17 protein-coding genes and 1 pseudogene are annotated in these 18245 nt (G+C 67.3%); 11 read left to right on the top strand and 7 right to left on the bottom strand.

Annotation, left to right across the window (positions count from 1 at the left end):
- The first annotated feature begins 23 nt into the window (after positions 1-23).
- Together ACQY5A_RS20125 and ACQY5A_RS20120 are read left to right on the top strand one after the other, a co-directional pair.
- Positions 24-1316, top strand: coding sequence for a thymidine phosphorylase (locus ACQY5A_RS20125; RefSeq protein WP_428342078.1), 1293 nt, complete (start codon positions 24-26; stop codon positions 1314-1316).
- Positions 1313-2401 (top strand): adenosine deaminase, encoded by a 1089-nt coding sequence (locus ACQY5A_RS20120; protein ID WP_428342077.1) that lies wholly within the window; start codon positions 1313-1315, stop codon positions 2399-2401. Before ACQY5A_RS20125 ends, ACQY5A_RS20120 begins: the two co-directional genes overlap by 4 nt.
- A gap of 124 nt (positions 2402-2525) precedes the next feature.
- Here the strand turns inward: ACQY5A_RS20120 and ACQY5A_RS20115 are convergent, their stop codons facing one another.
- On the bottom strand, positions 2526-3347 hold the full coding sequence (locus ACQY5A_RS20115; RefSeq protein WP_428342076.1) for a mycofactocin-coupled SDR family oxidoreductase: 822 nt from the start codon (positions 3345-3347) through the stop codon (positions 2526-2528).
- A gap of 70 nt (positions 3348-3417) precedes the next feature.
- Between ACQY5A_RS20115 and ACQY5A_RS20110 the strand changes: the two genes are divergently transcribed.
- The 4 genes from ACQY5A_RS20110 to ACQY5A_RS20095 are packed head-to-tail and all read left to right on the top strand — an operon-like array spanning position 3418 to position 7120.
- Positions 3418-3861: a nuclear transport factor 2 family protein gene (locus ACQY5A_RS20110; RefSeq protein ID WP_428342075.1), complete on the top strand. Its 444-nt coding sequence runs from the start codon at positions 3418-3420 to the stop codon at positions 3859-3861.
- Between the two features lie 4 nt (positions 3862-3865).
- Positions 3866-5044, top strand: a complete 1179-nt coding sequence (locus tag ACQY5A_RS20105; protein ID WP_428342074.1) for a sulfotransferase family protein — start codon at positions 3866-3868, stop codon at positions 5042-5044.
- Positions 5044-6288, top strand: a complete 1245-nt coding sequence (locus ACQY5A_RS20100; RefSeq protein ID WP_428342073.1) for a hypothetical protein — start codon at positions 5044-5046, stop codon at positions 6286-6288. Before ACQY5A_RS20105 ends, ACQY5A_RS20100 begins: the two co-directional genes overlap by 1 nt.
- 1 nt (position 6289) lies before the next feature.
- Positions 6290-7120, top strand: coding sequence for an oxidoreductase (locus ACQY5A_RS20095; protein ID WP_428342072.1), 831 nt, complete (start codon positions 6290-6292; stop codon positions 7118-7120).
- Between the two features lie 16 nt (positions 7121-7136).
- Here ACQY5A_RS20095 and satS read toward each other — a convergent pair whose 3' ends face one another.
- Together satS and ACQY5A_RS20085 are read right to left on the bottom strand one after the other, a co-directional pair.
- The gene (gene satS / locus ACQY5A_RS20090) at positions 7137-8405 is read right to left on the bottom strand and encodes a protein export chaperone SatS (RefSeq protein ID WP_428342071.1); all 1269 of its coding nucleotides are present in this window, start codon (positions 8403-8405) and stop codon (positions 7137-7139) included.
- 37 nt (positions 8406-8442) lie between these two features.
- A pseudogene (locus ACQY5A_RS20085) lies at positions 8443-9263 on the bottom strand (alkaline phosphatase family protein).
- A 240-nt stretch (positions 9264-9503) separates the two neighbouring features.
- Between ACQY5A_RS20085 and ACQY5A_RS20080 the strand changes: the two are divergent.
- Both ACQY5A_RS20080 and upp read left to right on the top strand, forming a co-directional pair.
- Positions 9504-10871, top strand: a complete 1368-nt coding sequence (locus tag ACQY5A_RS20080) for a PE-PPE domain-containing protein (RefSeq protein WP_428342070.1) — start codon at positions 9504-9506, stop codon at positions 10869-10871.
- Between the two features lie 114 nt (positions 10872-10985).
- Complete coding sequence (upp, locus tag ACQY5A_RS20075; protein ID WP_428342069.1) at positions 10986-11609, top strand: uracil phosphoribosyltransferase; 624 nt, start codon at positions 10986-10988, stop codon at positions 11607-11609.
- On the opposite strand, the gene ACQY5A_RS20070 is transcribed toward upp, so the two are convergent.
- The 3 genes from ACQY5A_RS20070 to ACQY5A_RS20060 all read right to left on the bottom strand — a co-directional run bounded on the left by ACQY5A_RS20070 (position 11606) and on the right by ACQY5A_RS20060 (position 14528).
- Positions 11606-13186, bottom strand: a complete 1581-nt coding sequence (locus ACQY5A_RS20070) for a phospho-sugar mutase (RefSeq protein WP_428342068.1) — start codon at positions 13184-13186, stop codon at positions 11606-11608. The two genes, upp and ACQY5A_RS20070, sit on opposite strands and share 4 nt — an antisense overlap.
- Positions 13187-13314: 128 nt before the next feature.
- Positions 13315-14121, bottom strand: coding sequence for a purine-nucleoside phosphorylase (locus ACQY5A_RS20065; protein WP_428342067.1), 807 nt, complete (start codon positions 14119-14121; stop codon positions 13315-13317).
- Between the two features lie 11 nt (positions 14122-14132).
- Positions 14133-14528, bottom strand: coding sequence for a MarR family winged helix-turn-helix transcriptional regulator (locus ACQY5A_RS20060; protein WP_428343257.1), 396 nt, complete (start codon positions 14526-14528; stop codon positions 14133-14135).
- A gap of 87 nt (positions 14529-14615) precedes the next feature.
- Here ACQY5A_RS20060 and ACQY5A_RS20055 point away from each other — a divergent pair, with 87 nt between their 5' ends.
- The 3 genes from ACQY5A_RS20055 to ACQY5A_RS20045 are packed head-to-tail and all read left to right on the top strand — an operon-like array spanning position 14616 to position 17661.
- On the top strand, positions 14616-15254 hold the full coding sequence (locus tag ACQY5A_RS20055) for a TIGR03086 family metal-binding protein (RefSeq protein ID WP_428342066.1): 639 nt from the start codon (positions 14616-14618) through the stop codon (positions 15252-15254).
- Between the two features lie 50 nt (positions 15255-15304).
- On the top strand, positions 15305-16492 hold the full coding sequence (locus tag ACQY5A_RS20050; protein WP_428342065.1) for an amidohydrolase: 1188 nt from the start codon (positions 15305-15307) through the stop codon (positions 16490-16492).
- Positions 16489-17661: a M20 family metallopeptidase gene (locus tag ACQY5A_RS20045; protein ID WP_428342064.1), complete on the top strand. Its 1173-nt coding sequence runs from the start codon at positions 16489-16491 to the stop codon at positions 17659-17661. The genes ACQY5A_RS20050 and ACQY5A_RS20045 overlap by 4 nt, the downstream gene beginning before the upstream one ends.
- Before the next feature lie 62 nt (positions 17662-17723).
- On the opposite strand, the gene ACQY5A_RS20040 is transcribed toward ACQY5A_RS20045, so the two are convergent.
- The gene (locus tag ACQY5A_RS20040; RefSeq protein WP_428342063.1) at positions 17724-18206 is read right to left on the bottom strand and encodes a gamma-glutamylcyclotransferase; all 483 of its coding nucleotides are present in this window, start codon (positions 18204-18206) and stop codon (positions 17724-17726) included.
- Positions 18207-18245 lie beyond the last annotated feature (39 nt).

Below are 18245 nucleotides of genomic sequence, written 5' to 3'. Positions count from 1 at the left end.
AGCCGGGGTCGAGGAGTGTCGCCATGAATTATGACGCGCCGACGGTAATCCGAACCAAGCGCGACGGGGGCCGGCTGTCCGACGGCGCGATCGACTGGGTCATCGACGCGTACACCCGCGGGCAGGTCGCCGACGAGCAGATGTCGGCGCTGCTGATGGCAGTGTTCCTGCGCGGCATGGACTACTGCGAGACCGCGCGCTGGACGGCGGCCATGGTCGCCTCCGGCGACCGGTTGGACTTCACCGACTTGCGGCGCGACGGCCGCCCCATGCGCACCGTCGACAAACACTCGACCGGCGGGGTGGGCGACAAGATCACCCTGCCGCTGGTGTCGGTGATCGCCGCGTGTGGAGGCGCGGTGCCACAGGCCTCCGGCCGCGGGCTCGGCCACACCGGTGGCACTCTGGACAAGCTGGAGTCGATCGCGGGATTCACCGGATCGCTGACCAATACGCAAGTGCGGCAACAACTTTGCAATGTCGGCGCGGCCATCTTCGCGGCCGGGCAGCTGGCGCCTGCCGACGCGAAACTCTATGCGCTGCGCGACATCACCGCCACGGTCGAATCCATGCCGCTGATCGCCAGCTCGGTGATGAGCAAGAAGATCGCGGAGGGGACTGGCGCCCTGGTGCTCGACGTCAAGGTGGGCTCCGGCGCACTGATGCGCTCGGAAGCGAGATGCCGCGACCTGTCCGAGACCATGGTCGCGCTGGGCGCCGCGCATGGGCTGCCGACCTGTGCGGTGCTGACCGACATGAATCGCCCATTGGGCGCGGCCGTCGGCAACGCGCTCGAAGTCGCCGAAGCGCTGGAGGTGTTGGCGGGCGGCGGTCCGCCGGACGTGGTGAGCCTCACCGTCGGGCTGGCTCGCGAGATGCTCGACATCGCGGGCATCGACCGGCGCGACCCCGCGCAGACGTTGCGCGACGGGACGGCGATGGACCGGTTCCGGGCATTGATCGCCGCTCAGGGCGGGGACTTGTCCGTCCCCTTGCCGGTTGGTCGGTACTCCGAAACCGTCACCAGCAACCGGAACGGCACAATGGGTGACATCGACGCAAAGGCAGTGGGGCTGGCGGTATGGCGGCTCGGAGCGGGCAGATCCCGTCCGGGCGAACAGGTCCAGGCCGGCGCCGGGATCCAGATCCATCGCCGTTCGGGCAGCCCGGTGGCGGCCGGTGACACGTTGTTCACCTTGTACACCGACACCCCGGAGCTCCTTCCCGGCGCGTTGACCGAATTGGATGCGGGCTTCACAGTCGCCGATTCGCCCCCGGCCGAAAGGCCCCTGATCATCGATCGGATCACCCCATGACCACGCCGCTGAACATCGACACGATCAAGAAGGCGCCGAAGGCGCTGCTGCATGATCATCTCGACGGGGGTCTGCGCCCGGCGACCGTGCTCGACATCGCCGGTCAGATCGGATACGACGGCCTGCCCGCGAACGACGTCGACACACTCGCCAAGTGGTTTCGGACCGCCTCGCACAGCGGCTCGCTGGAGCGTTACCTCGAACCGTTCTCGCACACGGTCGCGGTGATGCAGACGCCGGAGTCGCTGCACCGCGTTGCCTACGAAAGCGTCGAAGACCTGTCTGCGGACTCGGTGGTCTACGCCGAGGTCCGCTTTGCCCCCGAACTGCACATCAATGGGGGCCTGTCGTTCGACGCGGTGGTCGATGCGGTGCTCGCGGGATTCGCCGACGGAGAGCGGGCGGCGGCCGCCGCCGGGCGTCCCATCGTGGTGCGCTGCCTGGTCACGGCGATGCGGCACGCAGCGGTGTCCCGGGAGATCGCCGAGTTGGCCATCCGATTCCGGGACAAGGGCGTAGTCGGATTCGACATCGCCGGCGCGGAAGCCGGCTATCCGCCGACCCGGCACCTGGATGCCTTCGAATACATGCGAAACAACAATGCCCGCTTCACAATCCATGCGGGGGAGGCGTTCGGTCTGCCGTCCATCCAGGAGGCGATCGCGTACTGCGGCGCGGACCGGCTGGGCCACGGGGTGCGCATCGTCGACGACATCGATGTCGCCGAAGACGGCGAGGTGCGGCTCGGCCGGCTCGCATCGATCCTGCGGGACAAGCGAATTCCCTTGGAAATGTGTCCGAGCTCCAACGTGCAGACCGGAGCGGCCGCCAGCATCGCCGAGCACCCGTTCGACCTGCTGGCCCGCACCCGCTTCCGGGTCACCGTCAACACCGACAACCGGCTGATGAGCGACACCACGATGACGCGTGAGATGGCGCTTCTCGTCGACGCTTTCGGCTACGGGTGGAGCGATCTGCTGCGGTTCACGGTCAACGCGATGAAGTCCGCGTTCATCCCGTTCGACGAGCGACTGGCGATCATCGACGAGGTGATCAAGCCGCGCTACGCCGTTCTGGTGGGTTGAGACGGCGCCGGTTCGGGCGCCGAGTGTGAATCTGACTACGCGACAAGCCGATTGGGCGTCGCAGGATGCACACTGGGCGCGCGTCGTTAGCCTCGCAATGCCTGTCTGGTGGATTAGGCCGCTGCTACATGACGACGTGACCGGCGTCGACGGGAACCGTTATGCCCGTCACGTAGCGCGACCGCGGGCTGACGAGCCACAGCACCGCCTCGGAGACGTCGTGCGGCTCGACCAACGGCACGTCGGGCAGCAGCATCTGCGAGACGGCCGGGTTGGGGTTCTCCAACATCCGGTTGATCACGAAGTCGTTGAGGATCATCGGTGTCGCAACGCCGCTGGGATGGACGGAGTTGACCCGAATCTTGTTCGGCGCGTACGCGTTTGCCGCCGACCGCATCAGCCCGACCACGCCGTGTTTGGACGCGGCGTAGGCGAACATCGCGGTGCTGCCGTCACCGCCGCGGCCCACCAGGCCTTGCGACGAGCTGACCAGAACGACGGACCCGCCGGTGCCCCTGCGGACGATCGAGGGCACCGTCGCCAACAACGTGTGCCACACGCCCTTGAGGTTGGTGTCGACGATCGTGTCGAAGAGCGGTTGGGCACGAGTCTGGGTGTCGCCGATAGCCACGACTCCGGCGTTCGCGATGACGATGTCGATCTCGCCGAGCGCATCGATTCCCGACTGCACCCCGGCCTCCAGCGCGGCAAGATCACGGACGTCGGCGATCACGGGCACCACCTTCCGGCCGGTTGCCCGAACCAGCTCGGCGGTTGTGTCCAGGTCGGATTTCGTGGCCATCGGGTAGGGAATGGTCTCGACATCGGCGCAGATGTCTATCGCGATGATGTCGGCCCCCTGCTCGGCGAGGGCGACGGCATGGCTGCGCCCCTGGCCGCGCGCCGCGCCGGTGATGACCGCGACCGAGTTGTCTAGTTCACCCATGGGAGGAAACGTACCGCCCGATTCGACCCAAAAGGCCTGCGACCCGGGGCGGTTCTGCCAGGATTTCCGGGTGACCGACAGCGGACGGGAAATCACCAACTTGATCTACCACTACGCCGAGATCCTCGATGCCGGTGACTTGGATGGTGTAGCCGAACTATTCGCGCACGGGCGGATCTGCGGTGTCGAGAACGGGCCGCCGGAAACGGTGTTCGAGGGAGCCGCCGGAGTGCGGCGGATTTATGAGATGGCCACCCGGATCTACGAGGACGGCACTCCGAAGACCAGGCACCACACCAGCAACGTGCAACTCTGGATCGACGAGGCCGAGGGCACCGCTCGCGGCAGGTCCTACTACTGCGTCACCCAGGCCACCCCCGACTTGCCGTTACAGGTGATTGTGACCGGCCACTACAAAGACACGTTCCACCGGCTGGACGGCGTGTGGTGGTTCGACAGCCGCATCATGTTCGTCGACCAGCTCGGCGATGTCAGCCAGCATCTAAAGTTCTGATCTCGTGGACCCCTTTGATCTGACTGCCGTATTCGCCGACGCCCAGCGCAAGGAATCTCTGAGCGACTGGGGGCCAGGCGATTTCGAGCATCCGCTGGAGGTGCTGCTGGCCGACTACGCGACCGCCGACCTCAACGCCATCGGGGTGCTCATTCTGCGCGCGGGCATCGTGCACAGCCTGCGGATGCGACTGCGCGCCCAAGAGTGGATCCGCCGGCACCCGGACATTCTCGAGGAGCGGGTGGCGGCGCCGGTCGTGGTGGTCGGGATGATGCGCAGCGGAACCACGCTGCTGCAGCGGCTGCTGGCCGCGGACCCGCGCTTCCAGTGCGCGTACGGCTGGGAAGTCGTCGAAGCGGCGCCTCGCCTGGACTACCCGTTCGTCGGCGTCGATCCGCGTATCGCCGTCAGCGAACGACGCGAAGCCAAATCCCGTGAACTGGCGCCCGACTTGTTCGCCATTCATCCGATGTATGCGCGGGAGGCCGAGGAGGAGATCGTTTTCCTGGCCGACGCATTTCTGTCGCACGTCCCGGAGTCCGGCGCGCACCTCCCGAACTACCGATCTTGGCTCGACACACAGGATTTCGCGCCCGCCTTCCGCCATCTGCACCGCATGCTGCAGTTCCTGCAGTGGCAGAAACGCCGCTGTGGAGTCGACGCCCAGCGCTGGGTGCTCAAGTCACCGGCCCATCTCGGCTATCTCGGTCAGCTGCGCGCACAGTTTCCCGACCTGCACATCGTGCACATGCATCGCGACCCGCGCGTCACGATCGCCTCGGGAGCCAGCCTGAACGCCACGCTGCACGCGATGCATTCCGACACGGTCGACGCCGATCAGGTCGGCGCGCAGTGGTTGCAGCGGATGGGCTGGACCAATGATCGCGCGATGGCGGTGCGGGATAGTTGGTCCGACGAGTCTGCCCGGGTCACCGACATCGGCTTCGACGATGCGGTTGCCGACCCGATCGGCCAAGTGGCCCGGGTCTACGACGCCATCGGGCTGGCATTTACCGTCGACGCAGAAACGGCAATGCGACGTTGGCTCGAGGAACGGCCCCGCGAAGCGGCGCGCCCGCCGTACGAGTTGGCGGATTACGGCCTGCGACCCGAGCAGGTCGATGAGCGGTTCACCCAGTACAACAAGCGTTTCGACCAGTACGTCGGGAGTGAGGAGAGCTAATGGCATCAAACCCCGTCGCGACGGCGGCTCAGCACGAGCAGGAAGTGGCGGCACTCGAGCTGATCGAGCACCCAGTCGTCAAAGCGGCGTATCAGTCCGTGGCCGAGACCTGGCTGGGACGGGCGAAAGCGACGCCGCCGATGCGCGAGCGGTTCGAGGACGCATTCGCCGAGGTGATGTTCTCGGCGGCGATCTGGTCGTCCAACCAGGACAAGCTGCGGCCCAAGGTCAGTTGCATCACGCGGCTGGCGCATCCGGTGGAGGGCCACCGGATCCCCGGATCACGTTGGGGCATCGACAATCCCGACAGTGTCTATCGGGTAATCCCGATATCGGGGGACGAGCGCTACGAGATCCACGGCCGGGTCGGCGAGCACCGGATGACCGAGAACTACTTCACGCTCTGGGATGCCCAGATGGGCACCGTGGACGTGCTCAACGGCCGAACTATGCGGGCGGACTCCGACGGCAGCTTCACCATTACCGTCGACGCCGATGCCGCCAACGGGCGGCCCAACCACGTGCAGACCACCTCCGCAGCACACGAGTTCTACGTCCGCGACGTACTACTGGACTGGAGCCGCGACGACCCCAATTACTTTGAGGTGCAACGGATCGGCGGACCACGCGCGACACCGGCGCGTACGCGCGACGAGCAGGCCGACGCGACGGCGGCGATGATGGAGTACTTCGCCAACTTCACCGGCAAGCTCAGCCACGGCGTCTACAAGATGCCGCCCAACCACTTCAACCTCGCGTGGTCGGCAGACAAGGTCGGTGCGATGCGCAACCAGGTCTACGTCATGGGCCGCTTCGAGCTCGCCCCGGACGAGGCCTTCGTAGTCGACGTCCATGACGGCGGCGCCGAATACTTCACCGTGCCGCTGAGCAACATCTGGGGCACCACGCTGGACATCGTCGACCGCACCAGCAGTTTGAACAAGGCGCAGTCGGTCACCAACGGGGACGGCAGCTACACCTTCGTCATGTCCCCGAGCGATCCCGGAGTGGCCAACTGGATCGACTCCGACGGGCTGCACGAAGCCATCCTGACGCTGCGGATGGCCGAGTTCGGCGAGGCCGGCCCGAGCGAAGACCTCGGCGCCCACGGCCGGGTCGTCAAGCTGGACCGGCTCGACACCGAAGTGCCGGACCTGCCTCAGGTGACTCCCGAGCAGCGCAAGGCCGAACTCACCGATCGGCGTGCGGCCTACCTGCGGCGGCTACCGGAAGGGACGGCCTGAGGTGGCGCGGTGGCTGATCACCGGATGCTCGACCGGTTTCGGACGCGAGATCGCCCGCGCGGTCCTCGAAGCCGGCCACAGCGCGGTGGTCACCGCGCGACGGCCCGAGGCGGTGCAGGACTTCGCCGATGAATTCGGGGACCGCGCGCTGGCCGTCGCCCTCGATGTCACCGACGCCGGCCAGATCGCCGCCGCGGTGTCGGCGGCCGAGAACGCGTTCGGTGGCGTCGACGTTCTGGTCAACAACGCCGGGCACGGTTATCTGTCGGCTGTTGAAGAAGGCGAGGATACCGAGGTCCGAAAGCTGTTCGACGTCAACTACTTCGGCGCGGTGAACATGATCAAGGCGGTGTTGCCGGCGATGCGGGCGCGGGGCTCGGGCCACATCGTGAACATCTCCTCGATGACAGGCCTGGTGGCCAATCCGCCCAACGCGTACTACTCGTCGACCAAGTTCGCGCTCGAGGCGGTGACCGAAGCGCTGGCCACCGAGGTTCGGCCGTTGGGCATCAAAGTCACCGCGATCGAGCCGGGAGCTTTTCGCACCGACTGGGCGACGCGATCGATGAAGGAGTCAGCCACTCCGATCGCCGATTACACCGACGTGGCGGCTCGCAAGGACCTGATTAAACAGTTCGCCGACCACCTGCCGGGCGACCCCAAAAAGGTTGCCGAGGCGGTGCTGATGGTGACCGGACTCGACGATCCGCCGCTGCACCTGCTGTTGGGCCGCGATGTCCTCAAGGCGATGCGCGACAAGATCACCGCGGTGTCGTCGTCCATCGAGGAATGGAAAGCCGTGACCAAGGACGTGAACTTCCCGGGCTCGTGACGCGTCGGCCGCGGCGTTATTCGCGCCGCAGGCGCGTGTCGACAAACTGCTCGAGCTCTTCCCAGGCGTGCACGGCATCGGCGTACGGCGCGGGCGGCTTGCTGGTCGAGTCGGGGTCGAGGACGTAGGCGATCAGGGTGCCAAGCGGCTCATCGATGTCGAGCGCCTTGACCACGGATGCGTCCTCGGAGTACTCGCCGAGATCGCGGAGGAACTCGACGGCCAGGTCGAGTTGTTCATGGTCCACCGCCTCCGGGCCGCCGGCGAAGTCGTCGGCCAGACCGCTGAGCACGTAGACGTTGTCGTCGGTGACGTTGACCTGCAGCGAGCCGTCGGTGGCCGCCGTGCGGATGTCGTCATAGGTGCTCAGGTCGGACAGGTCATGGTCGTGCTCGTCGGCGAGGTAGCGGGCCAGCGCGCGCTCCGAGCTGAACACGCTGATTCTTCCGTTGCGGCCCAAGAAGATAGGGCGGTCATCGAAATAACAGCGCAGGGTGTAGAGCGTGCTCGTGCCCGTCATGATCCGGATCGGGTCGATGCCGACCTTGGTCCAGAAGTCCTCGTCGCCGCCGAGCACCACCACGTCGTCCGCCGCGTCGGTCTCGGCGTCCTCCTCGACTGCGGCCCCGGGCTCGGGTTCGGTTTCGTCGGTGGTCTCTGGCTCGGTTTCGGGCACCTCTTCTTCGAACGGTTCGGCCAACTCGGCCTCGGCGGCTTTCGACGCCGTGCCGTCCACGTCGGGGACGCTGACGATCTCGTCGACGGCCTTGAGCACCTCATCCCAGCCGCGCCCGACGACGTCGGCGATGGCGTGCCAGCGCCTGAGCCCGGCCTTGCCGGTGAAGTGGTCGATGCCGCCGCTCAGCGTTCCCAGCGTCGGGTTGCCGTTGAAGAACTTCATCACCGCGGGCAGCTCGCACACCGACCCGATTGACGAGACGATCGTCAAGGCGTTGGCCAGCGTTGCGAGCGACTCCGCAGTCGGCTTGTCCGACACCACGTCCTCGACCGCGACCAGATCGAAGTGTTTGTCGTCGGCGGGCTCCAGCTTGTGGGCGTTGGCCTCGGTCAGGTCGGGCCACGCCGGGTGGTCGACCAGGTCGTTGTCGGAGTTGGTGCGCACGAACGCGACGAGATCAGCCGCCGTCTCGAAGGTGTAGAGGTCATCGTCGCGGCCCAGAAACGCCTCCCACTCGTCCCCGGAGTCGCGCCAACGGGGTGCCCACACCGTGTAGCGATCGCCGTCGGTCAGGCTCAAGCGGATAGGCACGAGGTCAGCAGCCATGCGGCTCACAATAGCGACGACCACTCACCGGATCGGGTCAGGCACCCCAGATGTCGATGATTGCGGGCGCTCTGGTCGCGAGGCCTAGCTTGGGCAGCCCGTACATCTGCTCGATCGTGGACAGCACGTTGTAGTGGCTGATCGGCTCGTCGTAGTTGCCGGGCCGGACGTTTGCGCCGTAGAGCACCGTCGGAATCTGATTGCGCGAGGTGTTGTCGTCCTCGTCCCAGGTCAGGATCAGCAGGCTGTTGTTGGTCCGCGCCCACGAGGCGTACTGCGACAGGTTCTGATAGAGCCACTGGTCGCCCTGTGCGATCGACCCGTCGTGCATGTCGTTGTCCAGGTTGGGGATGACCATCGAGACGGTCGGCAGGCTGGCGTAATTGGCCGGAGCCGGGAACGCCGAGAACGGAATTGACCGCGACCCGGGGATATTGGTGAAGCTGGCCCAGGGCACATGCTTGCGCGCGTATTTACCGGCCCGGCAGTCTTCCGAGCCCGGCGCGGGCAGGCTCTCCGCGAAGCCGGCAAACGTGTAGCCGGCCCCGAGAAGTTGCGAGCCGAGGTTGGGTGCGTTGCCCGCATTGACCGGACAGACGTTTCCTTCACCAACGTGTTGCCGGCGAACAACGCGTAGTAGTTGGGTTCGCTGGGATGCACCTCGGCGAAGGATTGCGACATCATCGCGCCGTTGGCGGCCAGCTGGTTGATGAAGGGGGCCGCCCGGTTGCCGATGATGTTGGACTGCGAGCGGTTCTCTTCGACCACGATGACGAGGTGAGCGGGGGTCGGAACCGCCGCGGCTGTCATGTCGATCGGCCTGTCAGACGGCCGTTGAACAGAGACTGACCACAACATCAGACCGGTCGCGATGGCCAGTACTCCGAAGACGCTTAACAGCGGATTTTGCCTGCCGCTGCGCCCAGATCGGCGTTGCATGGCCGGAGTATATGACCGGTGTCGCCGCGACCGTGGGCGCCGCTCTACACGTGTCGGCTGGCTATCCGATGAAAAATAACTGTGAGTTCGCCGTGTTGCATTACGATTCAGCCACGCCGCGGGGTCGGGGGTGCCACCCGCGGGCAGAGAGGTCTTTCGATGACTGTTGCGGTGCAGACGCGCGCGAGCGCACTTCTGATGGCGGCCGCCTGTGCCACCGGGGTTGCCATGACGCCGGCTTTTCAGTCCGGGGTGCGGGCGTTGATGGCCGAGGTGTCGTTGGTCGCCGGCGAGGGCTTCATCATGGGCGGTACCGGCAACCCGATGCCCGACTCCGGCTACATCGACGCCGTCAAGCAGCTTTACCTGCAGCCGCAAACGCCGCTGTTTCCCGGCCAGCCGACCTTCGACGGGTATGGCTATCAGGGCCTCCCCACGCCCGAGCAGTTCTGCCCGATCATCTGCAATCCCACCGAGGCTCCACTGACTTTCGGCGACTCGGTCAACGCCGGCGTCACCGCACTGGACGGCGCGCCGACTGACGCGCTGGCTCATGGCCCGGTTTCAGTGCTCGGCTACTCGCAGAGCGCGACCGTTGCGACCGTCTGGATGAATCAGCTTCTCGACCCCAACAACCCGAACCCGAATCTGGACAACCTTCACGTGACCCTGCTCGGCGATCCGAACAGCGCGATCGGCGGCATTCTCGACCGCTTCCAATTCGCTGACGGTCAGCACGTTCCGTTCCTCAACATTCCGCTGGACCTGGCCCCGACGCCGACGAGCGGCATCGACACCGACGTCTATACGGCCGAGTACGACGGCTACGCGAACTTCCCGCTGGACCCGAGCAATATCTCTGCCGACATCAACGCGCTGATCGGCATCGAGACGGTGCACCCGTACTATCCGGACCCTGATCCGCTGGTGAACCTGGACACCACCAACATCATCGATCTGGGGACCATCGGCGACACCAACTTCTATGCCATTCCCGCGCCGCTTCCGACGCTGGCGTTTCTGTACGACGGCGGGCAGGCCGGGCGGTTCTTCTACGACAGCTTCAGCCCATACGCGACGTTGACGAACAACTGGGCCTACGGCAACCCGGGCGACCCGTTCGTCGGTGTCAACGGCACCGATGCGATAGGCCCGTGGCAGGTCGACGCGACGGGTCAACTGGTCGAATCCGGTGTTGCTGGGTTCATCCCGAGGATGGACCCGCTGCAGATGCTCGCCGGGATGGAATATGCCGGGGTGCAATCCTTCATCGACCCAATCAACGACCTGCTGAAAGACGCCGGCCAGCCGGCGCTGCCGACGTCGTTCGTCGACTCGCTGCTGGCGGGCTACGACTACACCAACCAACTCGACGTCGCGCTGCTCGCCGAGTTGACCACCCTCTCGGCAAGCATTCCGTCGTTGGCTCCAGACGTCCTTTTCGACGGGTCACCGATGATCTCCGCGCAGCCGCTGATCGACCTGGTGGGATACGGGTTCGACCTCTTCAACTCCTTCGGGGCCTGAGGCACTGACGTCACATCCGTGCCAGCGACCGGGCATGGTGATATCGCAATGGTCACAATTCGAGACACGCACTATCCCTTGCCGAGGGACTGCTGAGACTGGTGGGATCGCCTGATGGACGTGCGTATTGTTGACCACCCGTTGGCCGCAGTCCGGTTGACCGCGCTGCGCGACGAGAACACCGGCAGCGCGGCGTTCCGCGCCGCGTTGGGTGAGCTGACGTCGATGCTGGTTTACGAGGCCACCCGTGATGCACCGCACGAAAGCGTCACTGTGCGAACACCATTGACCGAGACGTCCGGCACGCGGCTGGTGACACCCCCGCTGCTGGTGGCGGTATTGCGCGCCGGGCTGGGCATGGTCGAGCAGGCGCACATGCTGTTACCGGAGGCGTTGGTGGGCTTTATCGGCGTCGCCCGCGACGAGGAAACCGCCCGGCCCACACCGTATTTGGAGTCGCTGCCCGCCGACCTGCGCGGCCGGCCGGTGATCGTGCTCGACCCGATGCTGGCCACCGGCGGTTCGATGACGCATGCCGTTGGGCTGCTGCAACGCCGCGGCGCCGACGACATCACCGTGCTGTGTGTAGTGGCGGCACCGGGAGGCGTTGCGGCGCTGGAGAAAACAGCGCCCCACGCGCGCCTGTTCACCGCGGCCGTGGATGACGGGCTCAACGGTGACGCGTACATCGTTCCGGGTCTCGGCGACGCCGGCGACCGCCAATTCGGGCCGCGCTAAAGGTCCCGCACGGCTGCGGTCAGTTCGTCACGGAGCGCGGTGGCACGATGACGGTCGCCCGAGGTGGCCTCGATGTAGAACTTGACCTTCGGCTCGGTACCCGATGGCCGGACCACCACCCGGGCCCTCGTGTCGGCATCGCCGCCGGCGAAGATCAGCGCATCGGTCTGTGGGATCAGATCTGTTGTCGTGACGTCGAACCCGGCAAGGCGGGTGGGGGGCGCGGCCCGAAAGCGGCGCATCAGCGCGGCCGCTTCGCCGGCATCGGAGACCGAACGCGACACCGCGGCGCCGGCGTGCACACCGAAGCGGTGCGCCAGGTCGTCCAGCGCATCGCCAACCGATCGGTTGGCATCCCTGAGTGTCGCGACCAGATCGCAGACCAGCACCGCGGCGCTGATGCCGTCCTTGTCCCGAACCGCCGCCGGGTCGACACAGTGTCCGATGGCTTCTTCGTAGGCGTACACCAGCGTGCTGCCCGGCAGGTCGGCATCGGCGCGGGCCAGCCATTTGAAACCGGTCAGGGTCTCGACGTGCCGCGCGCCCCAGTGTGCGGCGATCATCGAGAGCATTCGTGACGACACCACCGTGCTGGCCACCACGCTGCTGGTGCGATCGGCTGGGTCGATCTGCGACAAGATGTAATCGCCCAACAGCCAACCGGTTTCGTCTCCCGACAACATCCGCCAGCCGGTCGGCGTCGGTATGCCGACGGCGCACCGGTCCGCGTCCGGGTCCAGGGCGATGGCCACATCGGCGTCGGCCTCGGTGGCCAACGCCAGCAGTGCATCGGTGGCCCCCGGTTCTTCGGGGTTGGGGAACGTCACGGTGGGGAAGTCGGGGTCGGGGGTGAACTGGGTGGCGACGGTGTGCACATCGGTGAAGCCGGCGCGGCGCAGCGTTTCGACGGCGACCTCGCCGCCCACGCCGTGCAGCGGGGTCAGGGCCACTCGGACCGGACTCGACGACGAGCGCCGTACCCGGGCGGCGCGGGCGATGTAGCGCTGCACCAGTGCGGGGTCGTCGGCGGTGACCGGGGATCTGGCGATCTGGTCGGCGAACGGGGCTGCGGCGATTGCGGTTTCGATCTCGCGGTCGGTGGGGGAGACGATCTGCATTCCGCCGTCCAGGTACACCTTGTAGCCATTGTCGGCAGGGGGATTGTGTGACGCCGTGATCTGGATGCCGGCCGCCGCGCCGGTCTGCCGGACCGCGAACGCGAGCACCGGCGTGGGTACCGGATGCGGCAGCAATGTCACCGATAAGCCTTCGGCGGCAAACACTTCAGCGGTCGCGGTGGCGAACGACGCTGATCCGTGCCGCGCGTCGCGGCCTACGATCACCGACGAGTTGGTCAGCCCGCGGCCGGTGAGCACGGTGGCCACCGCCCAACTGGCGCGCAGCACCACGGCGAGGTTCATCGCATCCGGGCCGCCGCGAACCGGGCCACGCAGCCCGGCGGTGCCGAACGACAGCGGGCGGGCGAACTTCGCCGCCAGCTCTGCCGCGTCGCAGCGGGCGAGTTCGGCGGCCGTCATCGGGTCGGGATCGTGCGCGATCCAGTCCTCCGGTGTCATGGCGCCGCACCTCCTCATTGGCGCCGCTCATGCGGCGCGAGTCCAGGTCGCCGCCGCGGTCATGGCGCCGCTCCTCCTCATCGCTTTAGCTCTGCATCGTCGCCGGCGCGGTCATGGCGCCGCTCCCGCTACAGCCGTGCGACCACGTCGGCCAGCAGCGCACCCATCCGAGCCGCCGACGCGGCGCCGGTCTCGAGCACCTCGACGTGGCTGAGCGGCTCGCCGGTGATCCCGGCGGCCATGTTGGTGACCAGCGAGACGCCGAGCACCTCGGCACCGGCGGCCCGCGCCGCGATCGCCTCGTGGACGGTGGACATGCCGACCAGGTCGGCGCCCAGCGTGCGCAACATCCGGATCTCGGCCGGCGTCTCGTAATGCGGGCCGGGCAGCCCGGCGTACACGCCTTCGGCCAGCCCCGGGTCGACCTGCTGAGCCAGCGCTCGCAGTCGCGCGGCGTAGGCATCGACCATGTCGACGAATTGGGCCCCGACCAGCGGTGATCGCGCAGTTAGGTTCAGGTGGTCGCTGATCATGACCGGCTGGCCGACCGTGAAGTCCTCGCGCACCGCCCCGGCGGCATTGGTGAGCACCACGACGCGTGCACCGGCCGCGCACGCGGTGCGCACGGGATGGACGACGTGCCGCAGATCGTGTCCTTCGTAGGCGTGCACACGGCCGGCGAGCACGAGCACGCGGTGCTCTCCGACGCCCACCGACAGCACGTGGCCGGTGTGGCCGGCCGCGGACGGCGGGCTGAATCCGGGCACGTCGGCCATCGGCAGCGTCGCGATCGGCCGGCCCAGCTCGGAAACGGCCGGAGCCCAGCCGGACCCCAACACGATCGCCACATCATGGTCGGCGATCCCGATGCGTTCGCCGATGAACTGTGCCGCCGTGTGCGCGAGCGCATTCGCGTCGGGCCGGCCGTCATTCACAGTCTCCCAGCTTAATCGGGACCGCGGACGCTGAGTCGGTTCAGCGCGCGCAGGAACACGTCGCGCTCGTTTCCGGATAGCTGACCGAGCCAGCGCTCCTCGCCGCGCTGGATGTCCACCTGCACGGCGTCTTTGACGGAGCGGCCCGCTTCGGTGATCGCCAGGAGGCGCGCGCGGCGGTCGTCGGGGTCGGGCATCCGCTCGATGTAGCCGTGCTGCTGCAACTCGTCGAGGGTGGGAATGATGCGGGTTTTGTCGGCGCCGATCGCCTCGGCGAGTGCCGCCTGGGTGCGAATCGGTGAGTGATCCAGCGCGCTGAGAACGACGTAGCCCCACATCGACAAGCCGTGCGCATCCAGGACCGGCTGCTCGGCGGCTACCGTGCGGCGGGCCAACACCGCCAGCATCTCCGCGAGGTCGCGTCGCGTCGCCTTCCGCACCACCCGGTGATGATAAGGCTGGACATATAGTATGCGTCCACTTACTATAAGCTAATGCATACAAATCGTGACATCCGTCCGCTCCATCGGATCGCGGTGCAGGCCTCGGTAGACGTTGTCTCGCTGGTCACCGCCGACGACCTGGCACTGGCGACGCCATGCGCCGGCTGGACTCTCGCTGACCTCCTCGCCCACATGACGGTCCAACACCGCGGCTTCGCCGCTGCCGCGCGCGGGCACGGCGACGACGAGGCGGTCTGGCGGACTGACACCGTTGCCGCCGCGGTGGCCGCCGATCCCGCCGGGACTTACGCCGAGGCCGCCACCGAGGTGCTTGACGCGTTTGCAGGCGCCGACGTGCTCGATGCGCCGTTCGCGTTGCCGGAACTCGGGCCCGTCGCGGCTTTCCCGGGGGCGATGGCGATCGGCTTCCACCACGTGGACTACGTGGTGCACGGCTGGGACGTGGCCCGCACCCTGGGCCGGTCCTACGAGCTCCCGGACGACGTGGTGGTCGCCGCGCTGCCGATGGCGTTCGTGGTGCCCGACGGCGATTTCCGTACCGCCGAGGGCGCGGTGTTCGGCCCGGTGGTCAAATCGCCCGGTCAATCCGGCGACCTCGACCGCATCCTGGCCCACCTCGGCCGCTCCCCGCAGTGGACGCCACCCGTCGTGGCGGGCGATCGCCGCTAGTCGTGAGGCTCGTTGTGCCCGCCGGTGATCGGCGGTGAGATACTGCGTCGATGGCTTCGACCCCGGCGCTGGATCGTGTCGACGACACGGTGCGGCGGCGCAGCACTGACCTCGTCGAGCTGTCGCACGCGATCCATGCCGAGCCGGAGCTCGCATTCGCCGAGCATCGCAGTTGCGCGAAGGCGCAACAGTTGGTGGCTGAGCGCGGATTCGAGATCACCTCGGCGGCGGGCGGTTTGGACACCGCGTTTCGCGCCGACTTCGGCAGCGGGCCGCTGACCGTCGGCGTATGCGCCGAATACGACGCGCTGCCCGAGATCGGTCATGCCTGCGGCCACAACATCATTGCCGCGGCTGCGGTGGGCGCCGCACTCGCGCTCGCCGACCTTGCTGACGAGCTGGGGCTGCGGGTGGCGTTGCTGGGCACCCCCGCCGAAGAGTTCGGTGGCGGAAAAGTGTTGCTGCTCAACGCCGGCGTGTTCGACGACGTGACGGTGTCGGTGATGGTGCATCCCGGTCCGGTGGACATCGCGGCCGCCCGTTCGCTGACGCTCTCCGCAGTCCGGGTGATCTACCGCGGGAAGGAATCCCACGCTTCAGCAGCGCCGTTCCTGGGCGTCAACGCCGCGGACGCCGTCACCGTCTCGCAGGTGGCGATCGGATTGTTGCGTCAGCAACTGGCCCCGGGGCAGCAGGTGCACGGCATCGTCACCGTGGGCGGCCAGGTCGCCAACGTGATTCCCGGCCGGACCGAGCTGCAGTACACGATGCGCGCCGCCGATGCGTTCTCGCTGGCGGACCTGGAAGCCAAAGTGGGCGACTGCTTTCTGGCCGGCGCGGTCGCAACCGGCTGTGATTACAGCGTCGAGCAGACCGAGCCGATGTACGACGCCCTCAAGCCGGACGCCTGGATGGCCGAGACCGTCCGCGCCGAGATGACCAGGCTCGGTCGCGCACCGGTCGATCAGGCGCTGGAGGCGGCGTTGCCGCTGGGGAGCACCGACATGGGCAACGTCACCCAGTTGATGCCCGGCATCCATCCGATGGTCGCGATCGACGCCGGTGGCGCGTCGTTGCATCAGCCTGATTTCACCGCGGCGGCCGCCGCGCCCACTGCCGACAAGGCGGTGCTGGACGGCGCAATCATGCTGGCACGCACAGTCGTTCGGCTGGCCGAGTCTTCCGAACAACGCGACCGAGTGCTGGCCGCCCACTCCGAGCGGCGGGCAGTGTCGTGAGCCTCTCCGAGATCGTGGACTCCTGGCTGGCCGCGCACCACGACGATCTGGTCGGCTGGCGGCGGCACCTCCACCGCTACCCCGAGCTGGGTCGGCAGGAGTTCGCCACCACGCAGTTCGTCGCCGAACGGTTGATCGACGCGGGGCTCAAACCGAAGGTGCTGCCTGGTGGAACGGGGCTGACGTGTGATTTCGGTCCCGACCAGGAGCCGCGGATTGCGCTGCGGGCCGACATGGACGCGCTGCCGATGGCCGAGCGGACCGGCGCTCCCTACGCCTCGACGATGCCGAATGCCGCGCATGCCTGCGGCCACGACGCGCACACCTCGATCCTGCTGGGTACCGCGCTCGCCCTGGCCGGCGCACCGGAATTGCCGATCGGGATCCGGCTGATCTTCCAGCCCGCAGAGGAGCTGATGCCCGGCGGTGCGATCGACACGGTCGCCGCGGGCGCGATGGCCGGGGTCGGCCGGATCTTCGCGCTGCACTGCGACCCACGGCTGCGGGTCGGCAAGGTCGCGGTGAAGCCCGGCCCGATCACCTCCGCCGCCGACATGATCGAGATCAGCCTGTCTTCGCCCGGCGGGCACACCTCACGACCCCACCTCACCGGCGATCTCGTCTACGGGCTGGGCACCCTGATCACCGGCGTGCCCGGCATCTTGTCGCGCCGCATCGACCCCCGCCACAGCACGGTGATGGTGTGGGGTGCGGTCAACGGAGGGGCGGCCGCCAACGCCATTCCGCAGAGCGGCACGCTGGCCGGCACGGTTCGTACCGCCAGCCGCGAGGCCTGGCTGGGTATGGAGGACATCGTCCGTGAGGCGGTGGCCGCGTTGCTGGCTCCGCTCCACATCGAACACACCGTGCAGTACAACCGGGGTGTTCCGCCGGTGGTCAACGAAGAAGTGTCGACGCGGATCCTCGCCCACGCCATCGAAGCGCTCGGGGCGGACGCGCTGGCCGACACCAAGCAATCTGGCGGCGGTGAGGATTTCTCCTGGTATCTGGAGGAAGTGCCGGGCGCGATGGCCCGGCTCGGCGTGTGGTCGGGGCAAGGACCGCAGTTGGACCTGCATCAGCCGAACTTCGACCTCGACGAGCGTGCCCTGGGAATCGGCGTCCGGCTGATGGTCAACATCGTCGAGCAGTCCGCCGCGATCGGCTGAGCGTCGCGGCTGGCAGGGACTGCCAAGCCTCAGGTCGCTCACCCGGGCTAGCTGCGGCGGCGCTAATCGCCGCTGTGTCCCGGCCCGATATTGCGGGCCGGGCGAGTGCGGAGTTTATGCACATATGTGCTCGGCGCGCCGGCGATCTCGGCGGCATCGGCCATCACGCCGATGTAGCGCGCCGACGGCAGACCGCCCTCCCAGGCGTCGACGACATACAGCCATGCCAGCACCGGATCGGTATCGGTGTCCGACGCGACGCGTTCCACCCGGCAGCGGATCTTCTTGTGCACGCCGAGTTCGGAGCCCTCCCAGCGGTCTAGGTTGCTCTCGTCGGCCGGCGTCATGTCGTAGAGCACGACGAACACCTTCGTCGTCGGATCCTCCACGACCGTGGCCAGCGCGCCTTCCCACCCGATGTCTTCGCCGCCGAACGTCAGCCGCCAGCCGTGCAACCAGCCGGTTCCGGCCATCGGCGAGTGGGGTGCACGCTGCTGCATCTGCTCCGGATGCATGTTTGAGCCGTAGGCGGCGTAGAGCGGCACGGGGAAATCTTAGACGGCGTGCGCTGACGCGGCGCGCAT

It is taken from the genome of Mycobacterium sp. (assembly GCF_965277065.1).
In the GTDB taxonomy this organism is placed as follows: Bacteria; Actinomycetota; Actinomycetes; order Mycobacteriales; family Mycobacteriaceae; genus Mycobacterium.
This window is presented reverse-complemented; position numbering and strand designations above follow the sequence as displayed.